Raw genomic sequence first — 21,667 nt, forward strand, 5'->3', positions numbered from 1 at the left:
CTTTTGTGGGTAACTAGCTAATATTAAAATAATTAATGACTAGATTTATTTTTTATGGAACGTTCCTATTAAATGTAGCTTTATAAGTGACTGAATACGTATTCAGTCACTCTTGTATAGTCTGTTATTTCCACTTATTTGCTAAGCGAACAACATTTAAACCGTACCATGCAATAAATACATAACATAACATTGGAACAAAAAAGCTTTGCTGTATATTTACTGTATCAGCTATAAACCCTTGTAGTAATGGTACAAGCGCACCGCCAACAATTGCTAAACATAACCACCCAGAACCTTTGCTCGTCAATGATCCTAGTCGCTCGATTGCAACTGAAAATATAGTCGGAAACATAATTGAGTTAAATAAACCAATAGCCAATACTGAGTATAAAGCTACGTCACCTTGAGTAAAAATAGTGATCAGTAATAGCGCAATAATACTAAATGCATTAAACGCTATAGCTTTAGACGGTGCTATCTTTTGTAATAATACAGAGCCTATAAAACGCCCTACCATTGCCCCGCCCCAGTAATAACTAATAAGTGCGGCCGCAGTATGCTCTTCAAGCCCTGCTATGTGCGCCTCACCAAAGTAGTTAACTAAAAAGCTGCCAATGGCAACTTCCCCGCCTACGTAGCAAAATATAGCAAGTACACCCATAGTTAGGTGCGGTGCTTGCAATAACGAACGAGATTCAATTGCTGTATTATTTTCCTCTTTGTGGGCTTCGATTTCTGGAAGCTTTATAAAGGCAAATACAATAGCGATAAGTAATAAAGCGCCCGCAAGCATTAAATAAGGCACTTTTACAGATTCAGCAGTTGCTGCCGATGCGGCTAAACTACCTGCCGTACCGAAAAATAATAAACCACCAACATAAGGCCCAACGGTAGTACCAAGCGCATTAAGTGCTTGTGCTAAATTTAGACGAGAAGAAGCTGTTTTTTCGCTGCCAAGAGCAGCAACATAAGGGTTAGCAGAAACCTGAAGTACTGTTACGCCTGCAGCAAGTACAAATAAAGCGCCTAAAAATAGCCAATATTCATGTACTACAACAGCAGGGTAAAACAACATACACCCCATTGAAGCCACAATTAAACCAGTTAAAATCCCTTTTTTGTAACCAAATTGCTTAACTAAAAGCCCCGCAGGAATAGAAATAATAAAGTAAGCCCCAAAAAAGCAAAACTGTACTAGCATCGCTTCAAAAAAGCTCAAATCAAATACGCCTTTTAAGCGTGGTATTAGTACATCGTTTAAAACAGTAATAAAACCCCATAAAAAAAATAGGGTCGTCATTGCAGTCAGTGGAAACAGATAATTTTTATTTGGCTGTTCGTTGACCGCGAATGATTGGTTTGTATTTATTTCACTCACGTCGTTTTCACTCCATTAACAAGTTGAAAACGATTTTACATGTTTAAATATAAATTAGTCAGCGCACTTATGGAACGTTCCAGTGGCGTTATTCACATTGCGTGTTGGTCGCTCTAACAATTCGGTCTATTTCGCCACTGTTATTAAACTGATAAAGCCCTTCGTTTATATCCTCTAATACTAAAAGCCAATTATGCGCACGCTTACTAATGGCAAAATATAACGAGTTATATTGCAAAGGAATGCTTTCTTGCTCAATGGAAGAAAGCAAAGACTGTTTTTCAGGTTTAGTTAAAGAGGAGTAAGCCACAGATGATTTCAAAGCTTGAGGATCGCCTATAACCAAATCAACACGTTTAGCAGTCAGTAGCTTAACAAGCTGTAAGTCATCAACAGAGGTGATAACTTCAAACTCACCATTGTCCATCATGGCATCAAACTCTGGCGTATTTTGATACCCTCGAACAACACCAATCTTTTGCCCTTTAAGTGATTTTAAGTTTCCTGTGAAATGGTCTGTATCGCCTTTCCTTTTTAAAAAAGCAATTTCGCCACCTTTAAACGAATTAGATAAGCCGAGTAATTCTCGACGTGTTTTACCATCAACGTAATCGGAGGGGGCTGTATCTTCTATAAAGTATTCAGGCATTAGTATGTCAGCCCTGCCTAGTTCTACATTTCGTACCGCTCTTGCCCAAGGCAAAAATTCAATATATACGCTGTAGCCCTTACTATTTAACAAGGCAATTGAAAATTGATAAACCCAGCCTTTATTACATACATTATTACCAATATAGGGAGGCCAATCGAGTGTGGCTAGATGAAGTGTTTGTTTGGAGTTTTTAGCTTCATAGAGCACCCCTGATTTATGGGAATGCCCATTTAAAGTGTGTTGAGTACCGTTTTGAAAATACTCAACCGATGTTTCAGCAAAACTATTACTAGTTGTTAGCAATAATATAAAATAAAACCAGCGCATTTTAGTATCTATTTGTGATTAATAGTGTTTTTAAGTTTAGCTACTACTAACACTTTTGCACAAATAAACCTTAACTAATCAGCTTTTTTGCCACCTCATTTTATTGTTTGTATCACGAGAGCTAATAATAGTATCGTCACTACTCTCAACGCCACCTAATTTAGCCAAGCGGTCATACAAAACTACATTACAGGTTGCCGCTAAGTTCATACAGCCAATAGTTGGAATATAAACAACCTCATCGCACCACTTTAAGACGTCTTTTGATACAGAACCATCTTCGGGCCCAAATACATAAAATGCATTTTCAGGATGTTTAAACTCAGGTAAAGGTGTTGCACCTTCAATAAGCTCAATAACCACAACCGTTGCGCCTTGTGGCTTTATTGCTTCTAAGTTATCTGTTTCGGTTAAAGGAATACGCTCCACTACATTTTTTGTATCTGTATGGAATTTTTTGGCATTTAAGTAGCGATTGCCTGTAAAAAAAACTTGTTTAGCGTCATAACAGCCAGCTGCTCGCAATACACCGCCAACATTAGTCGGGCTTTTAGGATTGATTAAACCAATTACGGCTTGTTGTTTACTCATTAATCTACGTCCTTTGTTGGCCATTCTGCAATGTACAAATCAAAGTCGTCGAGCTTTACATCGCAATCTTTTACTGTTTTGTCTTTTACAGAAATACCTAGCTCATGCATCTTTGTTTTATCACCATTATTTAATAACGGATGCCAAGAAGCCAAACCACGACCTTCATGTAAACGACGGTAACTGCAGCTTTGTGGCATAAAAAAGATGTCTTTAAGGTTTTCTTTTGTGAGTTTTACACAAGAAGGAACAAGCGTTTGGCGGTTTTCATATTCGCTACAACCACAGGTGTTGTTATCAAGATACTGACATACAATATTAGTAAATATTAATTGCTCACCTTCGCGTAACTGATCGGTGGCGGTAAATTCGTCTTCATCTTCGCTATCAATAAACGTATTTAAACAACATTTTCCGCATCCATCACAAATGGCTTCCCATTCGTTTTGACTCATGTCGCTTAAGCTTTTTTTAAGCCAAAATTGTGTATTTGCTAATTGTTGATCAAACATAGTTTACTCGTGCCCCCTAAAGAGCGCGCATTCTACCGTATTGCTGTAAATGGCGCAAAGCCAATACCCTTTCAAAGTACTGGCTTTGCGCTACAAATTAGCTTTGAGCTTTAACCCAACGCTTAATTTTTTCCTCTAGAATTGGCATTGGCAATGCGCCATCAATTAATATTTGCGTGTGAAACGCTTTAATATCAAATTTATCACCCAGTTGTTTTTTAGAAAAATCACGTAATTCTTGAATTTTAAATTGCCCTAACTTGTAAGAAAGCGCTTGTCCTGGCCATGCAATATATCGCTCAACCTCTGCAATTACATCACTCTTGGCCATAGATGAATTTGCAAGCATGTAATCTATACCTTGCTGACGCGTCCACCCTTTTGCATGAAAACCGGTATCAAGCACTAAACGCATTGCGCGTAATTGCTCATCCGATAAACGTCCATACCACATATAAGGGTCGGTAAATAAGCCTAGCTCTTTGCCTAAGCTTTCTGCGTAAAGCGCCCAACCTTCTGCAAACACGGTATAACCACCAAATTTACGAAAATCAGGTAAGCCCTCAATTTCTTGCTGAAGTGCTATTTGAAAGTGATGACCCGGGGCTGCTTCGTGAATCGATAAAGTTTCGAGTAAAAATTTAGGCTGCGCTTTTAAGTTATAAGCATTGATATAAAAAATACCAGGACGAGAGCCATCAGGCGCCGGAGATGCATAGGATGCACCTGCTGCCGACTGCGCTCTGTAGGCTTCAACTGCTTTTACAACGTAAGGTGCTTTGGGTGCTATGTTAAAAAGTAGAGGCAAACGCGCATCTATTTTTTTCTTAACGTTTTCATATGCCGCAATTAACTCCTCAGGCGTGTCGTAGTAAAATTCTTCTGAATCACGTAAATGATCAAAAAATTCTGATAACTCACCTTTAAAGCCTACGGTTTCTTTTACTTTTTTCATTTCGCTTAAAATGCGCGACACTTCACTTAAACCAATGTCATGAATTTCGTCTGCAGATAAGCTAAGCGTTGTGTTTTTCTTAATTTGGTTTTCGTACCATGCTTTACCGTTTGGTAAGTCACTGTAACCTACGCTTTCTCGACTATTAGGAATATACTGATTAGCTAAAAAGTCGCTCATGCTTTTATAAGCCGGTACTAAGTGCTGCATAATCAATTGACGATACTGCGCTGTAATTTTTTGCTTTTGATGTGCGCTAAACGATTCTGGTAATTTTTTAATTGGTCCCCAAAATAATGAATCTTCGGCATTTTTAACTACATGAGCTGCAAATTGTGGCTGTAATTTTTCAGCAAGTGGTTTTGGTAACGTAATACCTAGTTTAATGCCTTGCGCCATTGAACGCTCTACACTGGCAAGCCACTTTACAAAACCTTCGCTACGCGAGATAAAAGCGGTGTAATCTTCAACGGTATTAAACGGCTGAGCACTTTGACCTGAACCAAAACCTGCAAAGGTGTTATGCGCACCCGCCATTTGATTTATTGGTAGTAAATAATCAGGAAACTGCATGCCTTCTAATTTAAGTGCAAGGTCGCGCTCTAATATTTCAAAACTTAAAAGCGACTGCCCTGTTAACTGTGCTTTATCTATAAAGTTTAATCGCTGTTGATATTTTTTATAAAAAGCGGCTTTTTTAGCTCTATTTTCTTTTGAAATCACAGGCGTGAATTGATTGTTAAACTCATTACGACCATTGTACGTTGCGCTGATGGGGCTATATATGAGCGATTCATCGTAATACTGTGCAACAAGTACATCGAGTTGTTGCTCTGTTGAAAGCTCTGAAACAATACCTGCTGATGCGTTAACTGTGTTTAACTGTGTACTGGTATTAGTCTGTGTACTAAGCTCAGTATTCATACAGCCACTTAAAGCAAACATAACGCCACTGGCAACTAATGCTAATTTAATTGATTTCATGATAATCCTTTTTAATATCGTTTTTTAATTATGCGCATTAAACCGTGCTTAATAAAGAAATTACGATAGATTGCATTCATCGTATTAAATTTGCACTTTTATCTGAACTTGTTACATTTCTATTAATTAAAATATGATTTAAAAGAAAAATAAAATGAAAAAACAACTACTCAGCACCTCTATTGCCTTACTTTGCTTAACCGCTTTTAATACCCATGCAGTTACATACCTATCGGCTAAAGCCATGGTTGATGTTAAAGATGGCAAGCTCATTAAATCACCCTTAATTACTATTGATGATGGCGTAATTACAAACATTGAACAAAATAAAAAACCAACGCTGACTAAAGATGATAAACACATTCAACTCCCTGATTTAACCCTTATGCCAGGTTTAATGGATATGCATGTGCATTTAACGAGTGACCCTACGGTGCCGCGCAGTGAACGTTTAGGCCAGTCAGTTCCTAGAATGGCGATTAAAGCGGCTCATTTTGCTAAAAAAACCTTAGAAGCTGGATTTACAACAGTACGTAATGTTGGTGCAGAAGGTTACAGCGTCATAGCCGTGCGTGACGGCATAAATGCGGGTGACATAGTTGGCCCTCGTATTTGGGCTGCAGGCCCATCACTCGGCATTACTGGCGGGCACTGTGATAACAACCGCCTACCTCCTGAGCTTAAATATACTTCAAGTGGCGTCGCAGACGGTCCATGGGCTGCGCGTATAAAAGTACGCGAAAATATTAAATACGGGGCAAATGCTATTAAGTTTTGCGCCACAGGTGGAGTATTTTCAAAAGGGACTAAAGTAGGTGCACAGCAGTATTCTTTTGAAGAAATGAAAGCCATTGTTGATGAAGCCCATATGCGAGATTTACCAGTAGCTGCTCATGCACACGGCACAAGCGGGATTAAAACGGCCATTAAAGCGGGTGTTGATAGCGTAGAGCACGCCAGCTTTTTAGATGACGAAGCGATAGCGCTTGCCAAAGAGCATGGTACTTGGCTTTCTATGGATATTTATAATACCGAATATACGCTCACTTATGGCGAGCAAAACGGCGTAGACGAAGAAAACCTAAATAAAGAGCGCCAAGTGTCTAAAAGGCAACGTGATAGCTTTAGCCGTGCTGTAAAAGCGGGTGTTAAAATGGTGTTCGGTACCGATGCAGCAATTTACCCGCACGGAGATAATGCAAAACAGTTTAGCCGCATGGTTGAATTTGGTATGACAGAACTACAAGCCATTCAAGCATCAACTATTAATAGCGCTAAGTTATTAAAAATGGATAATCAGTTAGGACAAATTAAAGCAGGCTTTGCAGCTGATATAATTGCGGTAAAAGCAAATCCTCTTAAAAGTATTAAAACCTTAGAGGCAGTACCTTTTGTAATGAAAGCAGGGGTTGTTTATAAAAACCAGTTGTAAATACACACTATTAAGGCTGAGTTTACTCAGCCTTAATAAAACTCTCAACCATATTGAATATGCCATAAAAGGGACACCGCCCCCCTTATCAGACTCGCTTTTGTCTATTAATTATCCGAACAGTTTTATTTAATCAAATAAAATGAACTTTCTATTCACTTTAAAAACAATAACCATTATCATTCGCGCAAATTCAATAACGCGAATAGTTATCACTCTATGAAAACGTTTAAGTACTCTCTTATTACTCTTGCTTGTTTAAATGCAAATATGGCATTTGCCCAAAATACACAAGTTGATGCTGATATTGAACGCATCAGCGTATACGAAAAGCAAAACCGCGTGGTGATGAGCTCTGGTCTTGCTACTAAATCAGACATGTCTTTAATGGAAACACCTGCACCGGTTGTAATTATTGACCGAGAACTGATTGAATCTCAAGGTGTAGATAGCTTACAAGATTTAGTTAGAAACGTAAGTGGCTTAACACAAGCAGGTAATAATTACGGTATTGGTGATAACTTAGTAATTCGTGGTTTAGATGCAAACTACACCTACGATGGTATGTATGGTGGTGCAGGCCTGGGTAATACATTTAACCCAACTCGTTCACTTACAAATGTTGAATCTGTTGAGGTTTTAAAAGGCCCTGCAACAGGTTTATATGGCATTGGTAGCGCAGGTGGCGTAATAAACCTAATTGAAAAAAAGCCAGAGTTTGAAGAAAAACACAAAGTATCGGCTGAGCTTGGCCAGTGGGATAGCTATTCATTATCGTTTGATAGCACTAACGCTATAACAGATGATTTAGCTTATCGTGTTATGGCTAAAACAGCGTCAAGTGACGGATTTCGCGATTTAAAAGAAGATCGCGACGAAATTTATACCTCGCTTAAATACGTGCTTAATGACAGACAAAACATCATGCTTTCTGCAGCCTATATAAAAGATGAAATAGCGGTTGATTCTATTGGTCACCCTATTCGTATTTACAATGCAGAAACTGCAAATGGTTTAAGCGCGGGTGAAGTAACTGGTGCCGATTTAGTAAACGATCCAACAGGAAGCGGCGTACAGTTAAGTGATGCACAACGCGACCAACTTGCTAATTCATTATCTGCATCTGATGGCTTAACACCTTATAGCTTTGGCACAAATGGTATTATTTCACCAATGGCTGATGCTAACGAAGGTGAAGAGTTGCGTTTTAAATTAACGCATAACTATTACATTACTGACGATTTGTTTTTAAACCAGCAGCTACAGTACCGTAACTACACATCAAGTTTTGCGCGCCAAACAGGTGCATATAACTACGTCTATTCAACACGCGATGGAATTATTAATAACGACCCTCGTGCTCCATTAGTTGAAGACGGTGTACTTTACCCGTATGCAGCACGCCGCCAAGAATACCGCCAAGTAGAAGCAGATGAAAAATCATGGCAGTACTTCTTAGATTTACGTTATGACTTTATGTTAGGCGACGTAGATAACGAATTACTAGTTAACGCCAACTACGAAGATAGAGATATTCGTTTTAAACAATTCTCAATATGGGATCAAGATTACGTACTCACAAACAATGATGGTGATGTAACGTACCAAGGTTCTTTGCCGTATATTTACGATATAAGAGAACCAAATTGGCCAACCGGTAACTTTGAAGATTACGATCCGCTTAAAACAAGTGACTACAATAAAAAAGTACAAGCATGGGGCTTAGGCATTCAACATGTTGGTTACATAACTGAAGAACTTACAACGCGTATTGGTGTGGCATATAACCGAATTGAACAAACTTACGAGCACTTTGGTGTTGATGAGCGTTACAGTTCTAGCCGCGCAGAGCCAACACCTGAAGCGAGTACATCAGATTCTGGCTTAACGTATAACCTTGGTGCAACGTATCAGCCATCTGAAGATTTATCTGTATTTGTAAATCATTCAAAAGGGCGTACAGCGTATAGTGTATTAGGCTCTGTGGCAGGTAATGAAGCTGACCGAGAAGATTCAGAGTCTATAAGTAACGACCTAGGCTTTAGATTTAAAGCATTTGATGACCAACTACTCGCATCTGTTGTTATATTTGAAAGCTCTCGTACTAACTTAGAATATGCAAACCCGCTTTATGACGCTTTAACATCAAGCTCAGATGTACCTGAAAGCTATTATGATGGTAAAGAGCAAACAAAAGGTGTTGAGCTTGATTTAAATGCTTACTTGAACGATAAATGGAAAGTAAACGTAAACGGTATTTATCAAGATGCACGTGACAAAAGTAATCCTAACAGCAGCAGTTACGATACACGCCAAAAAGGTGTGCCTTACGTAACAGCAAGTACGTGGGTAACCTACTACGCAGATATGTTTAACTTACCTGAAGCTGTAAATATAAGTGGTGGTATTACATTTGTAGATAACAGAAGTACTAATTCAAGTTCATTCTCGATTCCTGATGGTTATGTACCAAGTTATACGACTTACGATACAGCTGTATCGTATACAACTGATAAATGGCATATGCAGTTAAACTTAAATAATTTGTTCAACAAAAAGTATTATTCAAAAGCGATGTTTTTAGGTGGTATGCCAGGGGAAGAGCGTAATGCAAAACTAAGTTTTAGTTACACTCTTTAACTAGTTAACCTGAACTTTGGATAATAAATCTATCTCAAGCAGAGCTCAGGTTGTTAAATACTTAAAAAGCACGGTTTTCTAATTTAGAAGCCGTGCTTTTTTGTGTTTTATAAACGCTTAATCTAAATTAAATAGTAACGACTATGCGACCGTTAATTTCACCTTTGAGCATATCATCAAAAATTTCATTAATGTCCTCTAAACGCTTTTCTTCAATAATTGCTTTTACTTTACCTTGAGCGGCAAATTCCAAGCATTCTTGCAAATCTTTACGCGTACCAACAATAGAGCCTACTACTGACACACCATTAAGCACAGTATCAAAAATAGGAAGTGGCATATCTTCTGGAGGTAATCCCACTAATACACATTTACCGCCACGGCGTACACTTTTATAGGCTTGTTCAAACCCCGCTTTAGACACCGCAGTACACACTACACCATGCGCGCCACCTACTTGTTCAAAAATAGCTTCGCTTGGAACCACCTCTTTAAAATCGAGGGTGATATCTGCGCCTAGCTCTTTAGCAAGCGCGAGTTTTTCTTTACCTGTATCAACAGCTATTACATTAAAACCCATTGCTTTAGCATATTGCACGGCCAAGTGCCCGAGACCACCCACACCAACAATAGCAACCCACTGCCCTGGTTTAGCACCAGATACTTTTAATGCTTTATAGGTTGTAACACCTGCACAAAATAATGGAGCAGCCTCAGAAAAGCCTAATCCCTCAGGTATTTTTACAACGTAGTCGCCATGCGCTAAACAATATTCTGCATAACTACCATCAATAGAATAGCCCGTATTGTGCTGCGATAAACACAGTGTTTCTTTGCCATCTAGGCAAAACTCACAGTGCCCACATGCACTATAGAGCCAAGGAATACCCACTCTATCGCCAACTTCTAAGTGCTTAATGTTGCTTCCGACTTTTTCGATAACACCGACACCTTCGTGCCCTGGTACTAATGGCATTTTTGGCTTTACCGGCCAATCCCCATGACAGGCATGTAAATCGGTATGGCAAACGCCACAGGCCGCTATTTTTACTAAAACATCGTTTATTCCCACCTCAGGAATTGGTAGGTCTGTTATTTCTAATTTACCTTTGTATTGAGTATTAATTGCAGCTTTCATAGTCATTCCATCGTATGTGAAAAAAAATTAAAAATAAGGATTTATTTACGTATTGTTGTGTACAACATATCCCAATACAGATGTATAAATATTAATCTAAATCATATTTTAGTCATTTAAATTAACCTATAAGCCTGCTAAGAACTTGCTATCCATAATGAGCGTGCTAGCATTTACTTTCTGAAATTACTGAAAGTTACTAAGCTATGAGTTTATCCGAAAAGAATTTTGCCTTTGTAATGCATTGTGGTGAGATGGGCAGCCGCTGGGGATTCAATCGTACGATCGGACAAATGTGTGGTTTGCTGATTATTACTAAAAACCCAATGACAGCTAATGAGATTGCAGATGCGCTTAGTATTTCTCGCGGTAATGTAAGTATGGGCATTAAAGAGCTGCAATCGTGGCAGTTAATTAAAGTACAGCATATTCCTGGCGATCGTAAAGAGTACTACGCCCCTGCTGGCGATATTTGGGATATGGCAAATCGCGTATTTGAAGAACGTAAAAAACGCGAAATTGAGCCCACCTTAACGCTACTACGCGATAACTTATTAGACGAAGCCAGTAACGACGATGAACTTTACGCACAAAAACAAATGGGTGAGATTCACAACCTACTTGAAACCGTCACTAAATGGTCATCAGAACTACAGCGTTTAACGCCAGAGCAACTTAATAAGCTAATGAAGCTAGGTTCTGGAATTGGTAAAGTTATTGACCTAAAAGAAAAGATATTCAAAAAAGAATAAAGCCGCAATTGCGGCTTTATTTATAGGTATATTTTAAAAATTAGATTTTTGGATAACCAATTCTGTCCGACAAGTAACCTACACTAGTAGCAAAGTAATACGAGCGATTCCAATGCATAAACACTTTGTAGTTATCGTACGCTAAGTACATACGGCCATTTATATCATCAGGCATAACCAGCGCAGCACGTACGTCTACATTAGGTAAATCAGAACCATCAGCTTTACGAACACCCAGTGCTTGCCAATCAGCTAATGAGCGCTCTGAGTCGTTCCAATATTCTAACCACTGCTTGCGAGTTTTTGTACCACGCACTAAAACGTATTTACTATCAAAGTTTTCAGGTAACTGAACTTGGCGACCCCACGTAAGAGAGTCGTTCCACCCTTCTTGCTTTAGATAATTAGCAATTGAGGCAAAAGCATCTTCTTTTGTAGTCCAAATATCTTTACGACCATCGTTATTGTAATCAACCGCGTAAGCATTAAAAGAGGTAGGCATAAATTGCGTTTGCCCCATTGCGCCTGCCCAAGAGCCTTTAAATTTATCAAGCGTTATGTGGCCCGACTTTAAAATATCCAGTGCAGCCCAAAGTTGGCGCTTATAAAGTGCTTCTCGGCGTCCATCAAAAGCAAGTGTCACTAATGATGAAATAACGTTATGACCGCCTTGAATTGTACCAAAGTTACTTTCAAGGCCCCAAAGCGCGACTATAAAGCGTGCTTGTACGCCAAACTCTTTCGCTACTTTTTCAAGTACCTCTTTGTTTTCTGCGTAAAGCTTACGTGCGCGGTCAATTTTCCATTGTGGTACACGTTTTGGTAAATACGTTTCAAGGGTTTCTTTTACTTCTGGCTGGTTTTTGTCAGCCGAAACCACTTTTTCTTTATACGTTGCTGTTGCAAACGCATCGTCAATAAGTTTGGCTTCGTAACCTTTTGCGATAGCTTCTTGCTTTAAATTCGCTAAATAATCATGAAATTCAGCCTGAGTTTTTGCCATAACAGGTGAGCTTAAGCATACACCACATAATATAACGATAAGTTTTTTAATCACTATCAACTCCATTGTCTTTTCGTAATTGGCTTAGCAAATTTTGCTCAGGTGGTGGAATTTGTAAGTAGTAGCCTTTATCAGGGTTTGATAACGCTGCTTTTACAGTTTCTAAATCTGCCCCACCTAAATGCTCACGTTTTGCTAAATTGATGATCATCACATAAACAGGTTGACCAAACATGGTCATCAAAGGTTCCGGAACTTTACTAAAATCATCTCTTTTTTCAACAAATAAGAACGTATCCGCTTTTTTCTTACTTTTATATACTGCAGTGAGCATTATGGCCCTATAAATTCTTGCTTAACAATGCCGCACACTATAACATGAGAGTAATAATAAGTTAGAAAAATTAGATTAGAAATTTCAATAAAGGCCCTATTCAGCCTACGTTTATCTAAAATTAATTTCTAATCAGACAAATCAATTGAGCGTGTATGTCGGACCAAATTTTTGAGTTAAAAGGGAATCTTTTTACGTTATCAGTTTTGCATCTTTATAGTACTGATATAAACCTTTTAGCAGAACAACTGTATGTAAAAATAGCCCAGGCCCCTAAGTTTTTTGAGGGTGCGCCTATTGTCGTTAATTTAATAGAAATTAAAAACAGTTCACTTGATTTTGTTCACTTAAAATCATTAATCGAGCGAATGAGTTTTAATGCGGTTGGTGTGTGTAATGGCTCAGATGAGCAACATACTCAAGCAAAGGCCGCTGGCTTATCTGTTTTAAATTATTCACAAGACGTTAAGAGCGAACCTGTTAAACAAGAGCCCAATACATCGATTGTAGAAAAAACGGTGCATTTACCGGCGCAAATTATCAGCGGTACAGTTCGCTCTGGACAACAAGTTTATGCAAAAGATAGAGATTTGATAGTACTTGGCGCAGTTAGTCATGGTGCGGAAGTCATTGCCGATGGGAATGTGCATATTTATGGCACGCTACGCGGTCGCGCTATTGCAGGCGCAAAAGGTTTTAAAGAAGCACACATTTTTTGCCAAAAACTTGAAGCCGAGCTGGTTTCAATAGATGGTAACTACTGGATCAGTGATTCGCTACAAGGTGAACATTGGGGAAATGCAGTGCAAATACAACAAAAAGACGAATCATTAGAAATTTCAGCTTTGGTTAAAGGATAAATCTCATGGCAAAAGTAATTGTCGTTACCTCAGGTAAAGGCGGTGTTGGTAAAACAACATCAAGTGCTGCAATTGGCACAGGCTTAGCGTTAAAAGGCTATAAAACAGTTATTATCGACTTTGATATTGGTTTACGTAACTTAGATTTAATTATGGGTTGTGAACGCCGCGTTGTTTATGACTTTGTAAATGTAATTAATGGTGAGGCAAACCTTAACCAAGCGCTTATTAAAGATAAACGTGTAGATAAATTATTTTTACTACCTGCTTCACAAACTCGTGATAAAGATGCTTTAACACGTGAAGGTGTTGAACGCGTACTAAATGAACTAAAAGAAGACTTTGATTACATAGTATGTGATTCACCAGCAGGTATTGAAGCTGGCGCTATGATGGCGATGTACTTTGCTGATGAAGCAATTGTTACAACAAACCCAGAAGTGTCGTCAGTTCGAGATTCAGATCGTATTTTAGGTATTTTACACAGCAAATCAAAACGTGCTGAAGAAGGCCTAGAAAATATTAAAGAACACTTACTATTAACACGCTATAACCCTGGCCGTGTTGAAAAAGGTGAAATGCTATCGGTAGAAGATGTGCAAGATATTCTGTCAATCCCATTATTAGGGGTTATTCCTGAATCGCAAGCGGTATTAAGTGCTTCAAACTCAGGCCAACCTGTTATATTGGATACAGAATCTGATGCAGGCCAAGCTTATTCTGATGCAATTAACCGCTTACTAGGTGAAACCGTCGATTTTCGCTTCTTAGACGTTGAGAAAAAAGGCTTATTTAAACGGATTTTTGGAGGTTAACGTGTCTTTACTTGACTACTTCCGCTCAGAAAAGAAAAACAGTGCGTCACTAGCAAAAGAGCGATTGCAGATCATTGTCGCGCACGAGCGTTCTCAACGAGGAACGCCGGATTACTTACCACAATTAAAACAAGATATTTTAGATGTGATCCGTAAATACGTGAACGTAAGTACCGATGCAGTTCAGGTTCAGTTTGATCAAAACGAAGACGATTTAGCCGTACTTGAGCTAAACGTTACACTACCTGATGAAGAAAAGAAGTAATTGAAGAAAGGGCGCTTTATAAGCGCCCTCTTTATTTTCATTTACTTTGTAATAACTTTCTAAATATCTACGTTTTAATCCCTTGCATGCAACTAAAACTTTTTCACTATGTAACACAAAAATTATAGATAATACCAATTCGCTTATTTAAGTGATCTATTTTGAGGATGGAAAAACGTGTTGATAGCTAGGCAAAAAAATCGCTATTTAGTTGTTCTAAATGAGATTTTTTTAACACAGGTAACGACACGTTTAGCGCCGCAAAATGATTAAGTATTATTGCGGATTGGTATAAGTATTACACAGTAAAAAAATATCTAGTCTTAAGTATCCCACTCTTTTAAAGCGTCTTTAACGTAGGTATAACGCCAAGAGCTTAATAAATCAGGTTTTATATGACTTTGTTTTTGCTCATTAGTTAACTTCCAATTCCAACTAATCAATTGATTAATTTGCTTTTTAGAGGCCATAACGTCTTCTGGTATATTGTGCTCTTTAGCGACTTTAGTGACCTTTTGTTTAATATCTTTGGCTACTTTTTTATAGGTAGGAAAATCAATTAAGCGCTTAAGTACATCAGGATGCTCAGCATCTGGTACTGCTTTGGCAACTTCAATACACTTGATTATATCTACACCAGAGCGATTAACTTCAATAGCTTCAACTCCTGGAATTTGACGTAGAGCATTTAAACTTGAAGGACCACGTTTGGCAATTTCAGTCATGTTATGTTCTTTTAACACAAAATTTAGCGCTAAATTTTTCTTAATGGCTTTGTTTCTGCGCCATACAGCAAGTTCTTTTAAAACCGCGAGTTCGTGCGGTTTGAGTTGCCATGCATTCTTAATATCTTTATATAAAAGCTCGTCTGGTGTTTGAAATGCACGTTTTTTAGCTATCAGCTCACTCTCGTTTATTACAATGTCAAAGAACCCAGCGGCATTAATACGCTCTATAATCAGCTCGAAACAAGGCAATAAGTAAAAAGTATCTGCAGCAGCATAATCTAACTGTTTTTTAGTTAACGGTCGTTGCAGCCAGTTAGTGCGTGACTCACTTTTATCTATTTCAATACCTTGCAACTCTTTTACCATAAGGGCAAAGCCCATACAGTTACCTTCCCCAAGTAGCTGCAACGCAAATTGTGTATCAAAAAGTGGGGATGGAACAAAGCCTGCGTATTTTTGAAAAACCTCAATATCTTCTGAAGGAGAATGCAGTACTTTTAAAACACTAGGATCTTTTAGTATTTCCCAAAAATCGAATAATGAGAGCTCAGCTAACGGATCGATAAGCGCTAAATGCTCACCATCAAAAACTTGGATAAGTGCAACTTCTGGATACAAAGTGCGACGACGCATAAACTCAGTATCAATAGCTAAAATAGGCTTATTTTTTATTTGTTCAACAAAAGTGTTCAGTTGATTTTGGGTTTCGATCAATTGGTATTGCACTTAATCTCCTACAATAAAAAAGCCGACATATGTCGGCTTTTTTATAGGTTGCTAATCTTTCAAGGCTCTTCGGAGTATTTTACCTACGTTAGTTTTAGGTAACTCATCCCTAAACTCTACCAGTTTTGGGACCTTGTAATTAGTTAAATTATCACGACAGTGACTTATTATATCTTTTTCAGTTAAAGAAGGGTCTTTTTTAACAACAAAAACTTTAACTTGTTCACCACTTACATCGTGAGGAATACCAATAGCAGCAACTTCAAGCACACCTTCGTGCATAGCCACTACCTCTTCTATCTCATTAGGGAAAACATTAAAGCCAGATACAATGATCATGTCTTTTTTGCGATCTACAATAAAGAAGAAACCTTCATCGTCATAAGTTGCAATATCACCTGTTGCAAACCAGCCATCTTTTAAACATTCAGCTGTTGCATCTGGTCGCTTGTAATAGCCCACCATAACCTGCGGGCCTTTCACACACATTTCACCCGGTTCACCTTTAGCGGCTTCTTCACCGTTATCAAGTATTAGCTTAATTTCAGTATTAGGCGCAGGTAAACCAATAGAGCCGTTGTATGCTTCTAAATCATAAGGACTAATAGTTACTAATGGAGAACATTCTGTAAGGCCATAGCCTTCCATTAATTTTGAGCCAGTCACTTTTTGCCATTTTTCAGCAACAGGACGTTGCACGGCCATACCGCCACCAAGTGACATTTTTAAATGACTGAAATCAAGCTCAGCAAAACCTGGTGTGTTTAATAAACCATTGAATAACGTATTAACACCAGTAATAGCTGTAAATTTATGCTGACCTAGCTCTTTAACAAACCCAGGCATATCTCGTGGATTTGTGATTAATATATTTAAACCACCGTACTTCATAAACGTCAGGCAGTTAGCTGTTAAAGCAAATATATGATAAAGCGGTAAAGCAGTAACAACAACTTCTGTACCACGATTTAACACTTTGTCTAAACAGCCTGAAACTTGCTCAAGGTTACCAACCATATTGCCATGGCTCAGCATTGCCCCTTTTGATACACCTGTTGTACCACCGGTGTACTGTAAAAAAGCAAGATCTGACAAGCTCATTTCAGGACGTGTATATTTAGTTTCGTCTGCAGCTAAAACGTCTGAAAAGTTAATTGTGTTTGGTAAGTTGAACTTTGGCACCATTTTTTTAATGTGCTTCACAACAAAGTTAACTATGTGCTTTTTAAGCCCACCAACCATGTCGCCTACTTGCGTTACTACAATGTGTTTAACATCAGTGTGTGCAAGTGACTTTTCAAGTGTGTCAGCAAAGTTTGCTAAAATGAAAATAGCGGTAGTGTCAGAATCCTTTAGCTGATGCTCTAATTCACGCACAGTGTAAAGTGGGTTAACATTTACAACCACACAACCTGCACGTAAAATACCTAAAATGGTGACTGGCGTTTGTAGTAAGTTAGGCATCATTACGGCAACTTTGTCGCCTTTTTTAAGACCTAAATCATTTTGAATGTAGGAAGCAACTTTTTTTGTTGCTGTATCTATTTCGCTATAAGACAGCGTTTTACCCATATTAGTAAATGCAGGTAAATCGGTGTAGTCAGTAAAACTTTTTTCGAACACTTCGAGTAACGAGTTGTAATGCTCAGGATCGATTGTTTCAGGCATACCCTCTGGGTAGCGCTTAAGCCAGATTTTTTCCACTCTTAGCCCCTGTTTATAATTATGTTTTTATTAACCTTAATCTAAGTAAGGCGCTTTAACAATTGAGCATATACTCTAATGGAGGAATAATCCCACATTTTACGTAAACTTACAATTAACATGCACCATTTTGCAGCATAAAGTCTTGAATATGCTTAAAACAGTGTTCACTACTTTGCATATGACAGTGGTGCCCACCATCTACATTAATTACCTTTAAGCTATTGTAATAACTAATATACTTTGCCAGATTTTGTTTTACAAACGAATAACCTTCGTTACCTAAAATTAATTGACACGGTGCAATTAAATCTTTTATTGCACCAATACATTGCGCCTCATCAAACCTAAAACCTGAGTGATTTTTAAGCTTTGGATCAGTTGTTAATGTATAACCATCTAAAACCGATTTTATATTTCGCTGCATTAAAAGAGCAATAAGCTCACTATTCAAATCGGTTGCTTGAGCACGTGCTTCATAAATAAGCTCTTTCGATTTATAAACTCTCTGCTTCTTATTTTTTAAACGCGCTCTATTTAATACTGCACTTTTTAGCTGTTCACATACGCCTTTGCTAGGAGTTGTAACACACCCAATCCCCTCAATAAAGGTAACAGATTTTACATAATCACCAAAGCAACTAGCAAAAAGCCCTGCAACCATGGCTCCCATCGAATGCCCAACTAAATGAACTTTTTTAACACCAAGCGCATTAATAAGTTGGTACACATCATCAATATAATCAACAAAATAATAATGTGCATCATCACTTCGCCAAGATGATAAACCATGCCCAACAAAATCAATACAGTACCAAGTGTGCTTTGGCTTAGCTTTACTTAACATTGGTATAAAACTGTGGCAATTATCTAACCAACCATGCAACGCTATTACTATTTCATCCCCAGAACCTACTTTTAAGCCATGAATATTCAAGTTATTGGTTTCAATATTAAATGGCTGCACGGCAAGTCCTTTATTAATTTAGAGCATCATTATTTATAGCATACAAGTTGTCAGACCACTAACCGAGAAAATGGTGCCAAATTCGCTATTTAATTATCTTGATGATCTAAAGAAAGCAAAAAATATAAAATAAAATTTAAACAATATCATAAGTTTAATTACAAAAAAAATAAGCTGATCTTTTTAAATATGTTTGTTTTGTATGCCTTTTAAACAATTAAAAATTGATAGCATTATATGTAGTTAAGCTATAACCAGTATAATTTAAATAAATAGAACTAACAGCGTTAACTACAATTCTATTCATATAACCCCAAATTATAAATATCTTAGATATTCATTTATTTATCATACTATCTGTATACAATATCAGCGGCTATTAAATAAGGTACACTCATAAGGTACACAACCATGAAAAAACAGTTCAGCTTATTAGCGCTTTTATGCACCGCTTCTGGTGCTTACGCAGAATCAGCACCTAAAAATGTAATTTATATGATTGGTGACGGCATGGGTCCGGCTTACACCACGGCTTATCGCTATTTTAAAGATGACCCCGCAACAAAAGAAGTAGAAGGCACGGTTTTTGACACTATTTTAAAGGGTATGGCTCGCACCTACCCTGATGACCATACTTATGTGACAGACAGCGCAGCAGGTGCTACAGCACTCAGTAGCGGTCATAAAAGTTACAATGGCGCAATTGGAGTAGATACAGACAAAAAATCAGTTAAAACCATGCTGGAAATAGCAAAAGAGCGCGGTATGACAACAGCGCTTGTAGCAACTTCACAAATCAACCACGCAACTCCAGCAAGTTTTGCAGCGCATAATGAATCACGTAATAATTATAATGACATTGCCAATGACTACATCGACAACAAAATTGCGGGTAAATTACCGGTTGATTTAATGCTAGGTGGCGGTACTAAATACTTTATTCGTGATGACCGTAATATTGTTGATGAATTTAAAGCCGCTGGTTATCAATATGGCGACGACATTAAAAACCTAGGGCAAATTACACAAATACCTGCAATTGGTTTATACGCATCTAAAGGCTTACCTTTTGCATTAGATGAAAACCCAACTCGTCTTACTCAGTTAACGTCTAAAGCACTTGGTTTATTAGATAATCAAAACAAAGAAGGCTTTTTTGTGATGATTGAGGGCAGCCAAATTGATTGGTGTGGTCACGCAAACGATATAGCCTGTGCAATGGCTGAGATGGATGATTTTGCTAAATCAATCGAAAAAGCAAAAGCCTATGTAGATAAAAACGAAGATACTATTTTAGTCATTACTGCAGATCACTCTACAGGAGGTTTAACCCTTGGCGCACATGGTCAGTACAAGTGGGAAACTGATGTAGTAAAAGGTGTTAAAGCAACTGCTGGTAAACTAACTCAACTTTTACTGGATTCTGATGATTTAAAACCAGTATGGACTGCTAACACCAATATTGAATTTACAACTGAAAACCAAATAAAACTTGAGCAAGCTAAAAAAATGGGTGAAAAAGCGCTTAATTTAGCTGTTAAGAGTATTATTAGCGATGCAAGCTTTACTGGCTGGACAACAGGCGGACATACCGCTGTAGACGTGCAGGTATTTGCCTATGGTAAGGGCAGTGAGCAATTTATTGGTTCACAAAATAATACTGATATAGCAGATAAGCTGATTGGCTTTATTAAACAGTAAGCTTTACGTAGTTTTGAACACAAAAAGCCCGAACAAATGTTCGGGCTTTTTATTAAATTTTATAGCTGTATTTATCTAAAGCGCTTAAATAAGCATTAAGCGTATATATCAACGCCTATTAAATTTTGTACTTCTGCTCTGCGTTCTAAATTAGCAAATTCAGTATAAGTAGAAATCGCTTTGCTTACTTGAGCTGTCGGTTGGTCGTAAATTGTTTGGCTGTATTCATTGCTTTTAGCACTGCTTTTAAACAGCTGATTAGCCAGTTCAACACCCTCAACACTGCTTTTTACGTAATCGGTATTTGTTTTTTTAGCAGCCGGTTGGTCTAATAAACTCTGTGGTTTATTAGTAACAACTTTAGTAGAGCTAACCCTACCCGGAATATCTCCGGTAAAAAAACCTGAACCAATAGGCAGCGTCATTACGCATCTCCAACCTTAATATTGCATGAAATTATGATTTAAAAACAACCAATTTGCAAATAATATGATTACTCACGTCCGGGTAGTTTTTTCCAGGTTACTGTATCGCGCACATATTTAGGTTGAGCGTCACTCGCTTTTACAACGTCACCCGCTAAAAACGCGGCTTCAACATGCGCTAACATATAACGCGCATCAGGCAATGTAATATCAGTATTAATTGTCACGTTTTCAAAGTTATTAAGCGCATCAGGATAGGTTTTAAAACCTGTGCCCACTGCTACAGATGGCTCAGTGGTTGCTATATACTCATTGTTTAGTAAATCAGGTTTTATAACGCATTCTTGGTTAACTAAAAGCATTAGATTATTTTGCGCTTGGTAATGTGCAAAGTATATCTCACCCATACGCGCATCTATACTTGGATAAACACTCAGGCTGCCATTTTGTTCAAACGTTTGTTGAGCCATAGTTGCCAGTGTAGACACACCAACAAGCGGCAAATTAGTTGAATACGCTAAACCTTGCGCTATAGCAACACTAATACGTACACCGGTGAAACTACCTGGCCCTTGGCCAAAACCGATTACGTCTAAATCTTTTAATTTACAGTTTGCTTTAGTTAACAGTTCATCCACAAGTGGAAGTATTTTTTGGCTGTGCTGCTGCGGACACTCTTCAAAATGATGAAACGTTTGGCCCTGGTAATGTAAGACAATTGAAAGTGCTTCAGTTGAAGCATCAAGGGCGAGGATATTACTTTTGATCATTTTAG

20 protein-coding genes are annotated in these 21,667 nt (G+C 38.0%); 7 read left to right on the plus strand and 13 right to left on the minus strand.

The features are described 5' to 3' along the window. Positions 1-124: 124 nt before the first annotated feature. The 5 genes from I6E69_RS09815 to I6E69_RS09835 all read right to left on the minus strand — a co-directional run bounded on the left by I6E69_RS09815 (position 125) and on the right by I6E69_RS09835 (position 5,402). Complete coding sequence (locus I6E69_RS09815; protein WP_197121165.1) at positions 125-1,381, minus strand: sugar MFS transporter; 1,257 nt, start codon at positions 1,379-1,381, stop codon at positions 125-127. A gap of 88 nt (positions 1,382-1,469) precedes the next feature. After that, positions 1,470-2,360 carry an ABC transporter substrate-binding protein gene (locus tag I6E69_RS09820; protein ID WP_197121166.1) on the minus strand — a complete coding sequence of 297 codons (891 nt, stop codon included), beginning with the start codon at positions 2,358-2,360 and terminating at the stop codon, positions 1,470-1,472. 78 nt (positions 2,361-2,438) lie between these two features. Next, on the minus strand, positions 2,439-2,951 hold the full coding sequence (locus I6E69_RS09825; RefSeq protein WP_024595017.1) for an RNA methyltransferase: 513 nt from the start codon (positions 2,949-2,951) through the stop codon (positions 2,439-2,441). Further along, on the minus strand, positions 2,951-3,463 hold the full coding sequence (locus I6E69_RS09830; RefSeq protein ID WP_004334734.1) for a YcgN family cysteine cluster protein: 513 nt from the start codon (positions 3,461-3,463) through the stop codon (positions 2,951-2,953). The genes I6E69_RS09825 and I6E69_RS09830 overlap by 1 nt, the downstream gene beginning before the upstream one ends. A gap of 97 nt (positions 3,464-3,560) precedes the next feature. Further along, positions 3,561-5,402 (minus strand): DUF885 family protein, encoded by a 1,842-nt coding sequence (locus I6E69_RS09835; RefSeq protein WP_197121167.1) that lies wholly within the window; start codon positions 5,400-5,402, stop codon positions 3,561-3,563. A 154-nt stretch (positions 5,403-5,556) separates the two neighbouring features. Between I6E69_RS09835 and I6E69_RS09840 the strand changes: the two genes are divergently transcribed. Both I6E69_RS09840 and I6E69_RS09845 read left to right on the plus strand, forming a co-directional pair. Next, entirely contained in the window at positions 5,557-6,834 is a 1,278-nt protein-coding gene (locus I6E69_RS09840; RefSeq protein ID WP_004334724.1) for an amidohydrolase family protein, read from the plus strand. Between the two features lie 219 nt (positions 6,835-7,053). Beyond that, positions 7,054-9,474, plus strand: coding sequence for a TonB-dependent siderophore receptor (locus tag I6E69_RS09845; protein ID WP_138490081.1), 2,421 nt, complete (start codon positions 7,054-7,056; stop codon positions 9,472-9,474). Between the two features lie 127 nt (positions 9,475-9,601). Here the strand turns inward: I6E69_RS09845 and adhP are convergent, their stop codons facing one another. Continuing rightward, on the minus strand, positions 9,602-10,612 hold the full coding sequence (adhP, locus tag I6E69_RS09850; RefSeq protein ID WP_170071470.1) for an alcohol dehydrogenase AdhP: 1,011 nt from the start codon (positions 10,610-10,612) through the stop codon (positions 9,602-9,604). 206 nt (positions 10,613-10,818) lie between these two features. On the opposite strand from adhP, the gene I6E69_RS09855 reads away from it, so the two are divergent. Continuing rightward, entirely contained in the window at positions 10,819-11,364 is a 546-nt protein-coding gene (locus I6E69_RS09855) for a GbsR/MarR family transcriptional regulator (RefSeq protein ID WP_024596846.1), read from the plus strand. 40 nt (positions 11,365-11,404) lie between these two features. Here I6E69_RS09855 and I6E69_RS09860 read toward each other — a convergent pair whose 3' ends face one another. After that, positions 11,405-12,421, minus strand: a complete 1,017-nt coding sequence (locus I6E69_RS09860) for a lytic transglycosylase domain-containing protein (protein WP_138490079.1) — start codon at positions 12,419-12,421, stop codon at positions 11,405-11,407. Then, positions 12,414-12,701: a YcgL domain-containing protein gene (locus I6E69_RS09865; RefSeq protein WP_008134235.1), complete on the minus strand. Its 288-nt coding sequence runs from the start codon at positions 12,699-12,701 to the stop codon at positions 12,414-12,416. Before I6E69_RS09865 ends, I6E69_RS09860 begins: the two co-directional genes overlap by 8 nt. A 155-nt stretch (positions 12,702-12,856) precedes the next feature. On the opposite strand from I6E69_RS09865, the gene minC reads away from it, so the two are divergent. The 3 genes from minC to minE are packed head-to-tail and all read left to right on the plus strand — an operon-like array spanning position 12,857 to position 14,641. Then, positions 12,857-13,561, plus strand: coding sequence for a septum site-determining protein MinC (minC, locus tag I6E69_RS09870; protein ID WP_024596847.1), 705 nt, complete (start codon positions 12,857-12,859; stop codon positions 13,559-13,561). A gap of 5 nt (positions 13,562-13,566) precedes the next feature. Then, on the plus strand, positions 13,567-14,376 hold the full coding sequence (gene minD / locus I6E69_RS09875; RefSeq protein ID WP_004334708.1) for a septum site-determining protein MinD: 810 nt from the start codon (positions 13,567-13,569) through the stop codon (positions 14,374-14,376). A gap of 1 nt (position 14,377) precedes the next feature. Next, complete coding sequence (gene minE / locus I6E69_RS09880) at positions 14,378-14,641, plus strand: cell division topological specificity factor MinE (protein ID WP_004334706.1); 264 nt, start codon at positions 14,378-14,380, stop codon at positions 14,639-14,641. Between the two features lie 323 nt (positions 14,642-14,964). Here minE and rnd read toward each other — a convergent pair whose 3' ends face one another. The 3 genes from rnd to I6E69_RS09895 form a co-directional block, all read right to left on the minus strand. Beyond that, positions 14,965-16,095 (minus strand): ribonuclease D, encoded by a 1,131-nt coding sequence (gene rnd / locus I6E69_RS09885; protein WP_197121168.1) that lies wholly within the window; start codon positions 16,093-16,095, stop codon positions 14,965-14,967. A 51-nt stretch (positions 16,096-16,146) separates the two neighbouring features. Then, the gene (gene fadD, locus I6E69_RS09890) at positions 16,147-17,799 is read right to left on the minus strand and encodes a long-chain-fatty-acid--CoA ligase FadD (RefSeq protein WP_002960239.1); all 1,653 of its coding nucleotides are present in this window, start codon (positions 17,797-17,799) and stop codon (positions 16,147-16,149) included. Positions 17,800-17,914: 115 nt separating this feature from the next. Continuing rightward, positions 17,915-18,766, minus strand: coding sequence for an alpha/beta hydrolase (locus I6E69_RS09895; RefSeq protein WP_197121169.1), 852 nt, complete (start codon positions 18,764-18,766; stop codon positions 17,915-17,917). 411 nt (positions 18,767-19,177) lie between these two features. On the opposite strand from I6E69_RS09895, the gene I6E69_RS09900 reads away from it, so the two are divergent. Continuing rightward, a complete protein-coding gene (locus I6E69_RS09900) occupies positions 19,178-20,467 on the plus strand; it encodes an alkaline phosphatase (RefSeq protein ID WP_197121170.1) in 1,290 nt (429 codons plus the stop codon). Positions 20,468-20,562: 95 nt separating this feature from the next. Here the strand turns inward: I6E69_RS09900 and I6E69_RS09905 are convergent, their stop codons facing one another. After that, on the minus strand, positions 20,563-20,892 hold the full coding sequence (locus I6E69_RS09905) for a hypothetical protein (protein ID WP_182753031.1): 330 nt from the start codon (positions 20,890-20,892) through the stop codon (positions 20,563-20,565). Positions 20,893-20,960: 68 nt separating this feature from the next. Next, on the minus strand, positions 20,961-21,662 hold the full coding sequence (gene tsaB, locus I6E69_RS09910; RefSeq protein ID WP_197121171.1) for a tRNA (adenosine(37)-N6)-threonylcarbamoyltransferase complex dimerization subunit type 1 TsaB: 702 nt from the start codon (positions 21,660-21,662) through the stop codon (positions 20,961-20,963). Between the last annotated feature and the right edge of the window lie 5 nt (positions 21,663-21,667).

The organism is Pseudoalteromonas sp. NZS100, assembly GCF_015864815.1.
GTDB lineage: Bacteria > Pseudomonadota > Gammaproteobacteria > Enterobacterales > Alteromonadaceae > Pseudoalteromonas > Pseudoalteromonas distincta.